Raw genomic sequence first — 13,527 nt, forward strand, 5'->3', positions numbered from 1 at the left:
TCCTAGAATTGTTTTAAGAATCTTACATCATTTTCAAACAAAAGTCTTATGTTTGGAATTCCATACTTAACCATTGCAACACGGTCTATTCCCATTCCAAATGCATAACCGGAATATACTTCAGGGTCTATTCCACAGTTTCTGAGAACATTTGGATGAGTCATTCCGCAGCCTAAAAGCTCCATGCTCCATCCTGTTCCATGGCATGAAGGGCAGCCCTTGCCCATGCATATTGGGCATGAAACGTCAACTTCGGCACTTGGTTCTGTAAATGGGAAGTTGTGCGGTCTGAAACGTGTCTTCATGTCGCTGCCGAACAATTCTTTTACGAACTGGTCTATGGAATCCTTAAGATTTGCCATTGTAACTCCCTTGTCAACAACAAGGCATTCCATCTGGTGGAACATTGGTGAATGTGTGTCATCCACATCGTCAAAACGGAATGTTCTTCCTGTGGAAACCATTCTGATGGGAAGTTTGCCTTCCTTCATTACTCTTATTTCCATCGGTGAAGTGTGTGTTCTTAAAATCAAGTCATCTGCTATGTAGAATGTGTCTGACCAGTCTCTTGAAGGATGGTCATATGGTGCATTAAGGTCGTCAAAGTTGTTGGCCACTGTTTCAATTTCAGGTCCGCTTATAACATCGTATCCCATGCGCATAAACACGCTCTCAAGTTCTTCCTTAACTTTGAGGAGAGGATGTCTTCTGCCTATTTCAGGGATTCTTCCCGGCATAGTTATATCGAGTGTTTCTGTTTTAAGCTTTGCAGCTGATTCATGATGTGATGCCTTTTCCTTGATTTGTTTAATTTCTTCCTCTATTATTGCTCTTACTTCATTTGCCAGTTTTCCCATTTCGGGTCTTTCTTCTTCGGATAAAGAACCCATTGACCTTAATATTACCGTCAACTCTCCTTTTTTACCCAAGTACTGAACTCTTACTTTTTCAATATCAGCATTATCGTTGCATTGTTTCAACTGTTCCAATGCTTCTGTCTTTAATTTTAAAAGTTGCTCTTTCATGAATTCTCCTTTCATATTCCATTAATCAAATATTGTTCAGAATAAGCATTAACTCATTCTTCTACCCTAATATATTGAGTTGCAAACAACTCAGTTTCGTTAATCTACCACTGACTTGACAATTTTTTTGATGGTCATCAGCGGTCCGCAGTCTCAATCACAAATTTATCGGCTCCCTCCGGTCGCATAAATTTGGATTTCGTTGCGTTTGACCTACCTGCCATTCTTGCTTCGCTATCGCTCGCAACAATGGGGTTAGGTCATAAAAAAACTCCACCTCGTAAGAGGCGGAGTCCGCGATACCACTCTAATTTGCTCTTATAAAGAAAATCTTTATAAAAGCCTCATTTATATAACGGTCTGACCGTGCAGGACTACTTTGTTTCATCCCGCAAGCTCCAAAGCGAATGTTCAGCATAAATGTTTTAAATCATTTCCAGCCTAGATGATTATTCTCTGTAAAAACTTTATTTTATACCTACGTCTTTTTCATTGCCTGATATTCAATTCTATTTAAAGCTTCTAAGCTTTAATAATCCGATTATATCAAATAAATATTTATTTTACAACAGTTTTTTTCTTATTTCATAAATACTGATTCCTGCTGCTATTGAAGCATTCAAGGATTCTGCTCTTCCTGACATTTTAATTGTAATATTCATATGGGAAGCCTCTATTATTTCCCGGGAAACTCCCTGTCCTTCATTTCCAATGACAACACAGATTTTATCAGATTTTTCAATGTCATCAAATGTAAAATCAGACTCCACTACTGTTGAATAAATTTTAAACCCCTGCTCATATAATCCTCTTATTATTTCTTCATCATCACCATGAATGAAATTTCCTCTGAATATGGCACCTGCAGAAGCTCTCACAACCTTTGGATTGTACTGGTCCACACAGCCCTTGTTCATTATAACAGCGGCAGGGCCGAATGCATCAGCAGTCCTTATGATTGTTCCCAAATTCCCCGGGTCCTGAATGCGGTCACACATAACAGCAAAATTAAAGTTCTTAAGCAATTTTATATCATCTATGTCATTCTTTTTTATTACTGCTAGAACTCCCTGAGCATTAATGGTATCTGAGACAGCATCAAACACAATGTCTGTGCATGCAATCACATCAGCATTAACTTTTTTAAGTTCATTTTCCATAGTCTTTGCTTCATTTTTATCCAAAGCACTTTCACTGAATAAAACAAATTTTATATTTGCTTTTTCAGTTATTGCTTCTCCCACAAACTTAATTCCTTCCACCACATATGAATTTTCCTGGTCACGGAATTTTTTTGAGCTTAATGAACGCACATACTTAATTTTTAAGTTATCCTTGCTTGTTATTAAATCCATGTTTACCTTTTTTCACTTATTTTTTTCAGGTTGTCGTTATTTCCAAGTATTACTACAATGTCATCTTTTTTTATTACCGCATCTGATGAAGGAACAATGTTTATACGTTCACCAGTCTTGATGGCAATAATTGTCATGTCTGAAAGATTCAGTTCCTTCAATGATTTTTGTTCCCATTCTTCAAGAGCTACAGTTTCAATAATGCTGTAATCCTGAGAAAACTCTATTACATCCAGTATGTTTGGAGTCACAAGACCAAAAGCAACACGCATGCCCATGTCCCTTTCAGGATAAATAACCTTGTCTGCTCCTATTTTCATTAAAAGCTTTCCGTGAATTTCGCTCATGGCTTTGGCTATAACTGTGGGAACCCCTGCTTCTTTTGCTATGAGTGTAGCCATTATGGAAGCTTCCAAATCAGAACCTATTGCTATTACTGCAACATCAAAGTTTCTGATTCCCATGGTCCTGAATGAAGGTTCATCCAATGCATCCATTTGAACTGCATGAGCCACATATTCAGAAATATCCTTTATTATGTCAGGGTTCTGATCAACAACCATTACGTCATGTCCAAGTTTAGAAAGTGTCTTTGCAACGGAAGATCCGAATCTTCCGCATCCTACTACTATTATCTGTTTCATGTTATTCTCCTTAACCGATTATTACTTTTCCTTCAGGATAAGTATAATTACCTATATTCTTATTTTGTTTTAAAAACGCATATGCAACTGTCATTGGCCCAACTCTTCCAATAAGCATAACCAATGAAAGTATAAGCTTCCCGGCATCGCTTAAATATGGAGTTAATCCTTTAGAAAGACCAACTGTTGCAAAGGCTGATACAGTTTCAAACAACATATCCAGAAAATCATAACCTGTGGCTTCTTCTGTAATGGCAAGAACAAATGATACAACTATTACAAGCAGCAATGAAATCATTAAAATGGCAGCAGCCCTTATGGTTGTATCAGGAGTTATTCTTCTCTCAAAAACCTCAAAATCTCTCTTACCCTTTACAAGATTATAAAAAGATACAATCAGCACTCCGAAAGTTGTTGTTTTAATACCACCTGCTGTAGACGCCGGCGAACCTCCGATGAACATTAAAAATATAGTAAAAACCGCAGTTGACATTCTGATTTTTTCTGTTGGAATAGAATTAAAACCAGCAGTCCTGGGATTTACGGCCTGAAATATTGCAGCCTGAATTTTACCAGATAAACTTAAGTTGCCCATTGTTTCGGGATTGTTGTGTTCAAGCGCGAACATCATTATTGTTCCGCCTATTAAAAGTGTTGCCGTAATAACAATAACAAGCTTTGAATGAAGTGTCAGCATGTGAAATTTTTTTGTTTCATATACATCCCAGAATACGTAGTATCCTATACCACCAATCACAATAAGCCCGCAGACTGCAAGAGTTATAACCGGATTGTCTACATAGTTGATCATGCTGTTACCTATAAGGTCAAAGCCTGCGTTACAAAAGGATGAAACTGCATGAAACACAGAAAATCCAATGCCCTTTTGAATTCCATAATCTCTTATAAACACAAAGGAAAACAATATTGCTCCAATAAGTTCAATTGCAAATGTGAATATGAGAATATTCTTTGTCAGTCTTACAACACCCTGAAGTTCATCCACATTTCGTTCTTCCATAATAAATACCCTTGTTTTTAAGGACATTCTCTTTCCAATGAAGAACGAAATCAAAGCTGTCATTGTCATTACTCCAAGCCCGCCTACCTGTATGAGCATCACAATAATTGTTTTGCCAAAGACAGTCCAGTGGGAAGCTGTATTAACTACAACAAGCCCTGTTACGCAAACTGCTGATGTAGCCGTAAAAAGAGCATTGACAAAGCCTACACTTCTGCCGTTTTGTGAAGCAACAGGCAACGTAAGGAGAATCGCTCCTATTAAAATGATTGTTGTAAACCCAAGAAAGAAAACCATGTAAGGGTTTCTTTTAACGCCGCATACAACATTATATATTTTTTTCATTTGATTTTACCTCATATATCATAAAATGCACAAACTAATATGATTTATGCATTACTATGTCATTAGATTATAACACTTTTGTGTTATTTTTCAACATAAATTTATTGCCGACAAATTGTTTCAACACCAGAATTCACGATGCATAACTTGGGATTATAAATTTATTGTTTATTGCTAATATTAACTAACAAAACCTCGGGAGGACACGAGGTCCTCCCCTACGCATCGACAATATTGGCAACTGCAATGAACCTGAAACCACGGTTTGTAGGGGTTAGGGCATAGCGCAGTTTCGTTTACTAATTTTAATTCACTGCAAAACCGATATTAACCATTATGTAGGGGAGGACCTTGTGTCCGCCCGTCTTGCTGTTATCTTGCGGGAGGACAGTAGTCCTCCCCTACAAAACTGTAATTCTCAGGGTTAGGGCATAGCGCAGTCTCAATCACCAATTTATCTGCTCCCTACGGTCGCATAAATTGGGATTTCGTTGCGTTTGACCTGCCGCTGTTTTTCTCTCACTACGGTCGGAAAAACAGGGTTAGGGCATAAAAAAAGACTGCATTTTTCACAGTCTCATTTCGGCTATTAATTTGCTTTAACTTGTTGTACAAGGCTTGTGAATCCGGCTGGATCATAAACTGCCATTTCAGACAACATTTTTCTGTTGATTTCTATGTTGTTAGTTTTCAAAAGATTTATGAATTTGCTGTATGACAAACCGTTTTGTCTAGCTGCAGCGTTGATTCTTGCAATCCAAAGCTGTCTGAATTCTCTCTTTCTTAACTTTCTTCCTACATATGCATATGACAGTGATTTCATTACTGCCTGATTAGCTGTTTTATATAATTTACTCTTTGCTCCGTAGTATCCTTTAGCAAGTTTCAATACTTTTCTATGGTTTTTCTTAGCATTTACAGCTCTTTTAATTCTTGCCATTTTGTTTTCCTCCTGTGTCCAATCTTATTAATATGGTAGTATTTTACTGATTCTGTCCATGTCTGCACTTGATAACAATGTGCTTTTTCTTAAGTTTCTTATAGATTTAGAAGCTTTTTTTCCTGTAAAGTGATTTTTTCCAGCTCTAGACCTCTTAATTTGTCCACTTCCAGTTTTAGAAAATCTTTTTGCCGCTGATCTGTTAGTTTTTACTTTTGGCATAACAGTTCCTCCTTAATGTTATTTTTTTGGTGCTAAAAACATTGTCATGTTTTTGCCCTCAACTATTGGTAATTTGTCTATAGTAGAATATTCAGATGTCATCTCAGCAAACTGCATCAACACAACTCTTCCTGCATCCATGTGTCCGAGCTCTCTTCCTCTGAAACGCACAACTACTTTTACCCTGTCGCCGTCTTCAAGGAATTTCGACGCATTCTTTGCCTTAACAGCAAGGTCATGTTCCTCAATATTCGGAGTCATTCTGATTTCTTTTATATTGATTACTTTTTGCTTCTTCTTAGATTCTTTCTCTTTTTTAGCCTGAGCGTACTTGTATTTTCCGTAGTTCATGATTCTGCAAACCGGAGGTTCTGCAGTTGGTGATACATTCACCAGATCCAGTTTCTTGGTTTCTGCAATCTTCAATGCCTCTTTTGTACTGATTACGCCCAGCTGGCTTCCATCAGAGTCAATGACTCTTACTTCCTTTTCACGAATTTGTTCGTTAATTTGAAGTTCTTTTATAATTTACACCTCCTAAGTATAAACTGAAACTTATTTCCTGCTTTATTATTTATAAAATAAAAAAGACAGCCCAATCACCGCTATCTTAAACAACACAAAACTAGTGTATGTATTTATTAACCATACTGGCAGTAATAATAACGCCGTAAGGTGAGAAGCGGTCACTTCTTCTTGATTCCTTAATTAGTATATACAACATTACAATAATTGTCAACAATTATTTATTATAAAATGTTATAAGTTTTTTGGTTATGGAAATGATAATTTCATCATCATTATAACATAACATCATGAGGAGGTAAAATGAAAAAAAATAAATATTTATTTTTAACAATTTCTTTTGTTGTATATAATATTATTATTTTAATAGTATCAGATAAATATTCCATACCATTAATATTTTTTCTGCCCATGCTTTTATATGCTGCTTTTATGATAAAATCCATGAAAAGATCAGGCAAAAAAAACGACAACAGCTCAAACATGTTCCCTGAAGAGTCAAATGAAACTGTGTCTTCAACAACTTATTTTGAAAAAAAGAAAACCGAAGAGCCAAAAATACAAATTGGATTTGATGATGTTGCAGGTCTTGAGGAAATCAAGGATGATTTAATGGATGTCATTGATTTTTTAAACAATGAAGACAAATACAAATCCATGGATGCAAAAGTTCCAAGAGGAATACTCTTGTACGGTCCTCCGGGAACAGGTAAGACTTTAATTGCTAAGGCCATTGCAGGAGAAGCAAAAGCAACATTCATATATTCAAGCGGTTCTGAATTCGTTGAAAAATATGTTGGTGTTGGAGCAAAAAGAGTAAGGATGATATTTGAAAGAGCAAGAAAAGAAGCTCCCAGCATCATATTCATAGATGAAATTGACGCTCTTGGTGCCAAAAGGAACTCCGAAAGCAACAACGAAAAAGACCAGACATTAAACCAGCTGTTAATAGAACTTGATGGTTTCAACAACACGAGCAATGTTATTGTTGTTGCTGCAACCAACCGCATGGATTTGCTTGACGAAGCACTGCTGAGGCCGGGACGTTTTGACCGCAAAATTTATGTGGGTAACCCCAATTACTATTCAAGGCTGAAAATCCTGGAAGTGCACACAAAGAACAAACCTCTTGACAAAAAAGTACTTCTTAAGGACATTGCCACAAAGACTCATGGTTTTTCAGGCGCACAGCTTGCAAATATTGCAAACGAAGCCGCTCTTAAAGCAATAAAAGACAAAAGCAAAAAAATAAACAGTGAAAACTTTGAATTTGCAATTGAAAAAGTTGCTGCCGGACTTGAAATCAGGCATTCAACTGTTTCAGAAAAAGAAAAAAGGATAGTTGCCTACCATGAAGCAGGTCATGCAGTTGCAGCTAAAATTCTAAACATCGACAAGGTACAGAAAATATCCATAATACCAAGAGACAAGGCTTTGGGGTATGTTTTGAAGTTCCCCACAGAAGACAAATACTTATATACTAAAAAGGAACTGTGCGATAAGGTTGCAGTACTTTTAGCCGGAAGAGCTTCCGAAGAAGTGTTCTTAGGTGAAGTATCTACGGGAGCTTCCAATGACATAAAAGAATCCACAAACATTGTGTATGAAATAATCTGCAGCTACGGCATGGGTAAAAACACACAGAACACATGTATTGATGAAAGAGTCTTCAAATATTATCTTGACAGCATAAAAGATGAAGTTGCAGACATGATAAAGGAAACATATGAACGGGCGCTACACACCATAAGAGAAAACAAGCAGGTTGTTGAAAAGGTGGCAGAATACCTCATTAAAAATGAAATAATGAATGCAGACCAGCTTGACGAACTCATGGAAGACACAAAGAAGAAAAAAGCGCTGGTTTGAAGAATAAAATGTAGGGGAGGACCTCGTGTCCTCCCGCAAATAATAAAATTATTGAATTAATAAAACGGGCGGATACAAGATCCGCCCCTACTATTTGTGGTAAATACATATGCTTACTTAAGGTAGTCCATTGGTTGAGTTCTTACACCATTTATTCTGACTTCAAAGTGAAGGTGATTTCCGGTAGAATATCCTGTTGAACCTACAGCCGCAATTGTTTCGCCTCTTGAAACTGCTTGTCCCTTGCTTGCATATAATTTAGAGCAGTGACCGTACAATGTTGCAATTCCGCCGCCATGGTCAACTATTATGTAATTTCCGTATGAATAATGCCATCCTGCAAAAATTACCACTCCGTCATTTGCCGATACTATTGCTGTTCCGTAAGGAGCTGCTATATCTGTTCCTCCGTGGCTAGACCAAACACCTGTTATTGGGTCAGCTCTTCCTCCGAAGTTTGATGTTACTCTGTATTGTCCGGGAACAGGCCATGCCATTTCACCGCCTGCGTACTCAACTGCTCGCTGAGCAGCTATAATGTCTTTTTCAATTTGAGCAGACTGTGCTTCCATTGCAGCTTCCTGTCTTTGAATTTCTGCTAAGTTGCTTTGAAGTTTTGACATATATGTTTCTTTTGAACGCGAAGCAATTTCAACTTCATTTTGCTTTGCAGCCAGTTGGTTTATGACTTGAGTAAGTTCAAGCCTTTCTGTTTCCTGAGAAATTTTTAGTTCTTCAACTTCTGTTTTTTGTTCGCTTATGCTTTTTAACAAATCAATATCGCTTTGAACTATGAGCTGAATCATGTCAAGCCTTGTGAGAGCATCAACCAAATCTTCAGAATTCAATATTACTTCCATATAACCTGATGTTCCCTGTTTGTACATAACTCTTAATCTATCTTCTAAAATTTTATTGTTTTTGTCGATTTCATTGTTGAGTTCAGCGATTTTCTGTTCGGACTCAGCAATTTTCATTGTAATTTCCTGCTTTTCCAGCTCATAGCTATCAGTTTCCAATGTTAAAGCTCTGATTTCACCATCCAAGACATCTATTTCCTGCTGTACGCTTTTCTTTTCGCCCTTAAGAGCATCAGCCTGTTTTCTTATATTAGCAATCTGTTTTTCGATTTGCTGCTGCTTGTACTGTAAATCTGCAATACTTCCCCCTGCCGCAGCCGGAAATAAACTTAACACAGTTACCATGAGCAATGTAAAAGCTATACTTTTTCTAAACATGACACACCCCTATACACTCAAGAATTTTTTCAATGAAACAAGGCTTCCTAATATTCCAATGCCTATTCCTATGGTTAAAAATATTATTATCAAATCGTTGAGAATCATCTCAACTCCAACCATGTATCCGGAAATTCCAGATAAAAGCGCCACATAACGGCCTGCAAGATAGTTGATAATGTAGTTGTATCCAAGTGAAATTATTAAAATTGCCACCAGTGAACCAATAAGACCAAGCAAAATGCCTTCTATCATAAAAGGTCCTCTAACATATCCGTTTGTTGCTCCAATATACTGCATCAGCTCTATTTCCTTATGTCTGTTAAGCACTGTAATTTTAATTGTGTTGGAAATAATGAAGATACTTATCAACAAAAGCATTATTATAAGTCCTGCTCCCAACCTCTTTACAAAGTCAGCAATTTTTATGAGGCTGTTTACAGCATCCTTGTAATATTGCACATCCTCGACGCCTTCAAATGTCTCAAGCTTTGAAATGACCTGCTCAGACATGGAAACATCTTTGAGCTGCACAATATAAGTGTTTGGCAGAGGGTTCACCCTCAAACCTTCCAGGAGAAACGCATCCTTTCCCCAATCTTCCTTAAGCTTGTCCAGGGCATAGTCCTTGGTCTGGAAAGCAACTCCCAGCACACCATCTATTTCCTTGAACGAATCGCCCATTTCCTTAATCTGATCTTCACTGATATCATCATCCAGGTAGACAGCTATTTCATCAAATGTTTCCTTTGTTACCAATGCAACATTGTTAACATTTAAAACCACTATAAGCACAAAACCAAGTATTATCAATACTGCTGTAACAGATCCAACGGAAGCAAGTCCCATCATTCTGTTTCTCCACATGCTTTTTAATGCCTGTTTGAATATATATTTAATTTTCTTTGGGTTCATCTGTATATCCCCCTGCTTTGATATCTCTGATAATGACTCCGTGTTTAAGCTCAATGACTCTTTTCTGGTAGCGTGTAACTATTTCCCTGTCATGAGTTGCCATTATAACTGTTGTCCCTCTTTTATTAATTTCTGTGAGGATTTTCATGATTTCCTTTGATGTCTCCGGGTCAAGATTTCCCGTAGGCTCGTCTGCAATTATGGTCTCAGGCTTGTTAATAACTGCCCTGGCTATGGCAACTCTTTGCTGCTCACCGCCTGACAGCTCGTCCGGATAATATTTTGCCTTGTCGCTTAATCCAACCATGCTAAGCACCAACGGAACTTCACGCCTAATGCTTTTTGCACTGCAGCATATCATCTCCATTGCAAATGCCACATTCTCATAAACCGTCATTTTAGGAAGAAGACGATAGTCCTGAAAAACAAAGCCAATTTTGCGCCTGTACTCAGCAACACTTCTTTTTCTTATTTTGTTTATGTCAAGTCCGTTGTAATTAATGATTCCTTCACTTGGAGAAATTTCTCGTAGCAACAATTTTATGAGAGTACTTTTTCCTGCGCCGCTTTTTCCTACTATGAATATAAATTCGCCTTTATCTATTTTTAAGTTAATATTCTTAACTGCTGTAAATTCTTTTTTATATGTTTTTGAAACGTTATTAAATTCTATCACTGTTCCACCTCTTACCACTTACTATTATATAACACATTTTGACAAAATTACAACTATTATTATTCTATTTTACTTTATTTTTGCATAAAATGAAATGTTTATTTTTGGATATACCAAAAAAATTTGACATATAAAAACGAAACCTGTAAGTATGCATAAAAAAAGATAAGTTCTTAAAATCAACGACACAAATTGCATAATGCTATCAGCACAACAACTTTTCGTTGACTTAAGAACTTACCTTCAATTAATCTTATAATTCTTAATTCTTAACTCTTAATTAATTTTTGTATTCTTTTTCTAAAACAACCTTTTGAGGAAGTTCTGTCATATCTGTCTTGACTACCGTGAAAGGATATGTAAGAATCTGTGCTGTCACATCACCGGGCTTCGGATCAGTGTATTTTGCATACACGGTCAGCACTTTTTCCCCTTCTTCATCGCTTAAAGTGAGTTTGTCGATTTCAACGTCATATCCGGCTGTGCTCTTTTCGCCTCTTGTTACAACAACATAAATTTCATCGTTGATTCTGCATACCAGGGCCTTTTCCTTCATTCTGTAGTTAGGAAGAACTTCGCTGATTTGCCTTGGAATATTTTCCGGTTCAATGCTTTCAAAGTTCACATCCTGTGCACCCTTTCCTCTGAAGTATCTGAAAAAAAACAAAATAGCAGCTATAAAAACAACAATCGCAACTGCAGTAACTATTTTTTTCATAAACATCCCCCTATATATATATTTCTTTATATTTTATTCTGATGTTTATGATTTATGCTAAAATAGCCACAGTTTGTTTACAAAATGTGATAATAAAGTATTTGACATCTAAGCTTGTCTTTAAGTATAATTTTATATAAGAAAGGAGTTGAAAATATGTCTTGCGATTGTAATGAATTTCAGAATTTAACAGCTAATTTGCAGCTTTTGAATAAAAGCATACTGGATATTGTCACTAAGCTGGATGAACAAACTTCAATGCTCAACAGAGCTGTATTTAAATCTGCAACACACTGCGGCTGCATTGAAATACATGCAACTAAACAGCTATATTCACCGTCTAAAACACTGGAGGAAAATCAGCTGGACTTGGATACTCATATAGAAGGAACTCTATGTCCTAAATGCAGAGATAAAATAGAAGAAGAAATGGGTGAACTATTATTTTATATTGCGTCCATGTGTGAAGCCCTAGATCTTGATTTTGAAAGCATAATGGCCAAAAAATTCGATCATCTTAAAACCTTGGGTATATACAACCTCCTTTAGTACAATAAATAATGAAGAATTAATAATTTAAGATATAAAAAAACTTAGGATTGCCTAATTCAGGTTGATGACAAAGTTAATATTCAACAATGTAGGGGAGGACTACTGTCCTCCCGAAGATAACAAAATTATTGAATTAATTACACGGGCGGATACAAAATCCGCCCCTACGGTTTGTAGAATCAGGGTTTGTCAATAGTCTTACTTAGGCTTTGCCTAAGTTTTTTTGTTTCAAGAATTCAATTCTTAATTCTTAACTCTTAATTCTTAATTGTAAAAACTAGCCTATTGTTACCAGCGGATCTCCTGTGCTTACTGTTGAAGACTTGGAAGCATGGATTTTATTAACAACTCCATCCTTAGGAGACACAATTTCGTTTTCCATTTTCATTGCTTCAAGAATCAATACAATGTCTCCGGCCTTTACAGTCTGGCCTTCAGTAACTTTTATATCAAGAATTGTTCCAGGCATTGGTGCTGTCAAAAGCTCTCCTGAAACCGGTCCTGAAGGAGCAGGAGCTGCTTTTGGTGCCGGGGTAGCCACTGCCGGGGAAATCTGAGGAGCCGTTGCCGGCGCCTGTACTGCTGGTGATTGTTGTACAGGAGCATATGTGAATCCACCCTGTCCTGCTCCTACTTCTTCTACTTCTACAGCATATGATTTGCCGTTTACTGTCACATTAAATTTTTTCATTCTATTCCTCCGTATTTTATCTCATTAACTTCATTCTTCCTGCCACTGCCCATATTGGGTCCATTTCAGGTGTTCTTTTTATGTTTCTCACTATGAAATCATTGGCTGAAGTTCCAAGCATCATTGCTATAGCAGCTGTTATTGCTGCCACTGTTTCTTCTTCTTCATCCATTGACGCAAGCACAGAAGCTATAACAGCGGCAATTTCATCTTCATCCTCTGTTGTTGCATGATTCTCAAGGACCTTTTCTGGCTCTTCATCATTCTTTTTTTTGAAAAAACTGCTTAAAAAACTCATACATGCCCCCTTACAGAGGAATATTGCCATGTTTTTTTACAGGTCTTAATTCTCTTTTGCCTGACAACATGTCAAATGCGCTTATTATTCTTTTTCTTGTTTCTGATGGCTCTATTACCTGGTCCACGTAGCCTCTTGCTGCTGCCGTGTACGGATTTGCCACTGTATTTCTGTATTCCTCTATTTTTTCCTTACGTTTTGCGTTCTGGTCTTCAGCCTCAGCTATTTCATTTTTAAATATTATGTTTGCTGCTCCGTCCGGTCCCATTACTGCTATTTCTGCTGTTGGCCATGCAAGCACCATGTCGGCTCCAAGTTCCTTGTTGCACATTGCTATGTATGACCCGCCGTATGCTTTTCTTGTTATTACTGTTACCTTTGGTACTGTTGCTTCTGAATACGCATAGAGCATTTTTGCTCCATGTCTTATTATTCCTCCGTATTCCTGATGTGTTCCCGGCAAAAATCCCGGTACATCCATCAGTGTAAGAAG

16 protein-coding genes and 1 other annotated feature are annotated in these 13,527 nt (G+C 37.1%); of the genes, 2 read left to right on the forward strand and 14 right to left on the reverse strand.

Features of this window, described 5'->3' with window-relative positions; translation table 11 throughout:
* Positions 1–2: 2 nt before the first annotated feature.
* The 7 genes from pheS to infC form a co-directional block, all read right to left on the reverse strand.
* Positions 3–1,025 carry a phenylalanine--tRNA ligase subunit alpha gene (pheS, locus tag LY60_RS17420; RefSeq protein ID WP_145086929.1) on the reverse strand — a complete coding sequence of 341 codons (1,023 nt, stop codon included), beginning with the start codon at positions 1,023–1,025 and terminating at the stop codon, positions 3–5.
* A 280-nt stretch (positions 1,026–1,305) separates the two neighbouring features.
* Positions 1,306–1,527: a binding site (T-box leader), on the reverse strand.
* 61 nt (positions 1,528–1,588) lie between these two features.
* Positions 1,589–2,380 carry a TrmH family RNA methyltransferase gene (locus LY60_RS17425; protein WP_145086933.1) on the reverse strand — a complete coding sequence of 264 codons (792 nt, stop codon included), beginning with the start codon at positions 2,378–2,380 and terminating at the stop codon, positions 1,589–1,591.
* Between the two features lie 2 nt (positions 2,381–2,382).
* Complete coding sequence (locus LY60_RS17430; RefSeq protein ID WP_019229510.1) at positions 2,383–3,024, reverse strand: potassium channel family protein; 642 nt, start codon at positions 3,022–3,024, stop codon at positions 2,383–2,385.
* Positions 3,025–3,034: 10 nt separating this feature from the next.
* Positions 3,035–4,390, reverse strand: coding sequence for a TrkH family potassium uptake protein (locus LY60_RS17435; protein WP_170226289.1), 1,356 nt, complete (start codon positions 4,388–4,390; stop codon positions 3,035–3,037).
* Positions 4,391–4,979: 589 nt separating this feature from the next.
* Positions 4,980–5,330: a 50S ribosomal protein L20 gene (gene rplT, locus LY60_RS17440; RefSeq protein ID WP_019229348.1), complete on the reverse strand. Its 351-nt coding sequence runs from the start codon at positions 5,328–5,330 to the stop codon at positions 4,980–4,982.
* 27 nt (positions 5,331–5,357) lie between these two features.
* Entirely contained in the window at positions 5,358–5,552 is a 195-nt protein-coding gene (gene rpmI, locus LY60_RS17445; RefSeq protein WP_019229347.1) for a 50S ribosomal protein L35, read from the reverse strand.
* An 18-nt stretch (positions 5,553–5,570) separates the two neighbouring features.
* Positions 5,571–6,080, reverse strand: coding sequence for a translation initiation factor IF-3 (infC, locus tag LY60_RS17450; protein WP_040583762.1), 510 nt, complete (start codon positions 6,078–6,080; stop codon positions 5,571–5,573).
* A gap of 300 nt (positions 6,081–6,380) precedes the next feature.
* Here infC and LY60_RS17455 point away from each other — a divergent pair, with 300 nt between their 5' ends.
* The gene (locus LY60_RS17455; RefSeq protein WP_145086937.1) at positions 6,381–7,946 is read left to right on the forward strand and encodes an ATP-dependent metallopeptidase FtsH/Yme1/Tma family protein; all 1,566 of its coding nucleotides are present in this window, start codon (positions 6,381–6,383) and stop codon (positions 7,944–7,946) included.
* A gap of 113 nt (positions 7,947–8,059) precedes the next feature.
* Here LY60_RS17455 and LY60_RS17460 read toward each other — a convergent pair whose 3' ends face one another.
* The 4 genes from LY60_RS17460 to LY60_RS17475 form a co-directional block, all read right to left on the reverse strand.
* The gene (locus LY60_RS17460) at positions 8,060–9,184 is read right to left on the reverse strand and encodes a murein hydrolase activator EnvC family protein (protein ID WP_145086940.1); all 1,125 of its coding nucleotides are present in this window, start codon (positions 9,182–9,184) and stop codon (positions 8,060–8,062) included.
* Between the two features lie 9 nt (positions 9,185–9,193).
* A complete protein-coding gene (gene ftsX / locus LY60_RS17465; RefSeq protein WP_145086943.1) occupies positions 9,194–10,099 on the reverse strand; it encodes a permease-like cell division protein FtsX in 906 nt (301 codons plus the stop codon).
* Positions 10,080–10,775 carry a cell division ATP-binding protein FtsE gene (gene ftsE / locus LY60_RS17470; protein WP_145086946.1) on the reverse strand — a complete coding sequence of 232 codons (696 nt, stop codon included), beginning with the start codon at positions 10,773–10,775 and terminating at the stop codon, positions 10,080–10,082. The genes ftsX and ftsE overlap by 20 nt, the downstream gene beginning before the upstream one ends.
* Before the next feature lie 280 nt (positions 10,776–11,055).
* Complete coding sequence (locus LY60_RS17475; RefSeq protein WP_170226290.1) at positions 11,056–11,493, reverse strand: protease complex subunit PrcB family protein; 438 nt, start codon at positions 11,491–11,493, stop codon at positions 11,056–11,058.
* A gap of 156 nt (positions 11,494–11,649) precedes the next feature.
* On the opposite strand from LY60_RS17475, the gene LY60_RS17480 reads away from it, so the two are divergent.
* Positions 11,650–12,042 (forward strand): nucleoside triphosphate pyrophosphohydrolase family protein, encoded by a 393-nt coding sequence (locus tag LY60_RS17480; RefSeq protein ID WP_145086951.1) that lies wholly within the window; start codon positions 11,650–11,652, stop codon positions 12,040–12,042.
* 280 nt (positions 12,043–12,322) lie between these two features.
* Here LY60_RS17480 and LY60_RS17485 read toward each other — a convergent pair whose 3' ends face one another.
* The 3 genes from LY60_RS17485 to LY60_RS17495 form a co-directional block, all read right to left on the reverse strand.
* Complete coding sequence (locus LY60_RS17485) at positions 12,323–12,736, reverse strand: biotin/lipoyl-containing protein (RefSeq protein ID WP_145086954.1); 414 nt, start codon at positions 12,734–12,736, stop codon at positions 12,323–12,325.
* A 16-nt stretch (positions 12,737–12,752) separates the two neighbouring features.
* On the reverse strand, positions 12,753–13,034 hold the full coding sequence (locus LY60_RS17490; protein WP_145086957.1) for a sodium pump decarboxylase subunit gamma: 282 nt from the start codon (positions 13,032–13,034) through the stop codon (positions 12,753–12,755).
* Between the two features lie 10 nt (positions 13,035–13,044).
* The coding region (locus LY60_RS17495; protein ID WP_281291885.1) for a carboxyl transferase domain-containing protein at positions 13,045–13,527 on the reverse strand (483 nt) is incomplete at its 5' end.

This window comes from Sedimentibacter saalensis (genome assembly GCF_007830175.1).
In the GTDB taxonomy this organism is placed as follows: domain Bacteria; phylum Bacillota; class Clostridia; order Tissierellales; family Sedimentibacteraceae; genus Sedimentibacter; species Sedimentibacter saalensis.

Coding starts and splice junctions, on each gene's coding strand:
- LY60_RS17430 (WP_019229510.1), bottom strand. CDS start 3,024: ATGAAACAGATAATAGTAGTAGGATGCGGAAGATTCGGATCTTCCGTT.
- LY60_RS17480 (WP_145086951.1), top strand. CDS start 11,650: ATGTCTTGCGATTGTAATGAATTTCAGAATTTAACAGCTAATTTGCAG.
- LY60_RS17490 (WP_145086957.1), bottom strand. CDS start 13,034: ATGAGTTTTTTAAGCAGTTTTTTCAAAAAAAAGAATGATGAAGAGCCA.
- ftsX (WP_145086943.1), bottom strand. CDS start 10,099: ATGAACCCAAAGAAAATTAAATATATATTCAAACAGGCATTAAAAAGC.
- LY60_RS17435 (WP_170226289.1), bottom strand. CDS start 4,390: ATGAAAAAAATATATAATGTTGTATGCGGCGTTAAAAGAAACCCTTAC.
- LY60_RS17460 (WP_145086940.1), bottom strand. CDS start 9,184: ATGTTTAGAAAAAGTATAGCTTTTACATTGCTCATGGTAACTGTGTTA.
- rpmI (WP_019229347.1), bottom strand. CDS start 5,552: ATGCCAAAAGTAAAAACTAACAGATCAGCGGCAAAAAGATTTTCTAAA.
- LY60_RS17485 (WP_145086954.1), bottom strand. CDS start 12,736: ATGAAAAAATTTAATGTGACAGTAAACGGCAAATCATATGCTGTAGAA.
- pheS (WP_145086929.1), bottom strand. CDS start 1,025: ATGAAAGAGCAACTTTTAAAATTAAAGACAGAAGCATTGGAACAGTTG.
- LY60_RS17455 (WP_145086937.1), top strand. CDS start 6,381: ATGAAAAAAAATAAATATTTATTTTTAACAATTTCTTTTGTTGTATAT.
- rplT (WP_019229348.1), bottom strand. CDS start 5,330: ATGGCAAGAATTAAAAGAGCTGTAAATGCTAAGAAAAACCATAGAAAA.
- LY60_RS17475 (WP_170226290.1), bottom strand. CDS start 11,493: ATGAAAAAAATAGTTACTGCAGTTGCGATTGTTGTTTTTATAGCTGCT.
- LY60_RS17425 (WP_145086933.1), bottom strand. CDS start 2,380: ATGGATTTAATAACAAGCAAGGATAACTTAAAAATTAAGTATGTGCGT.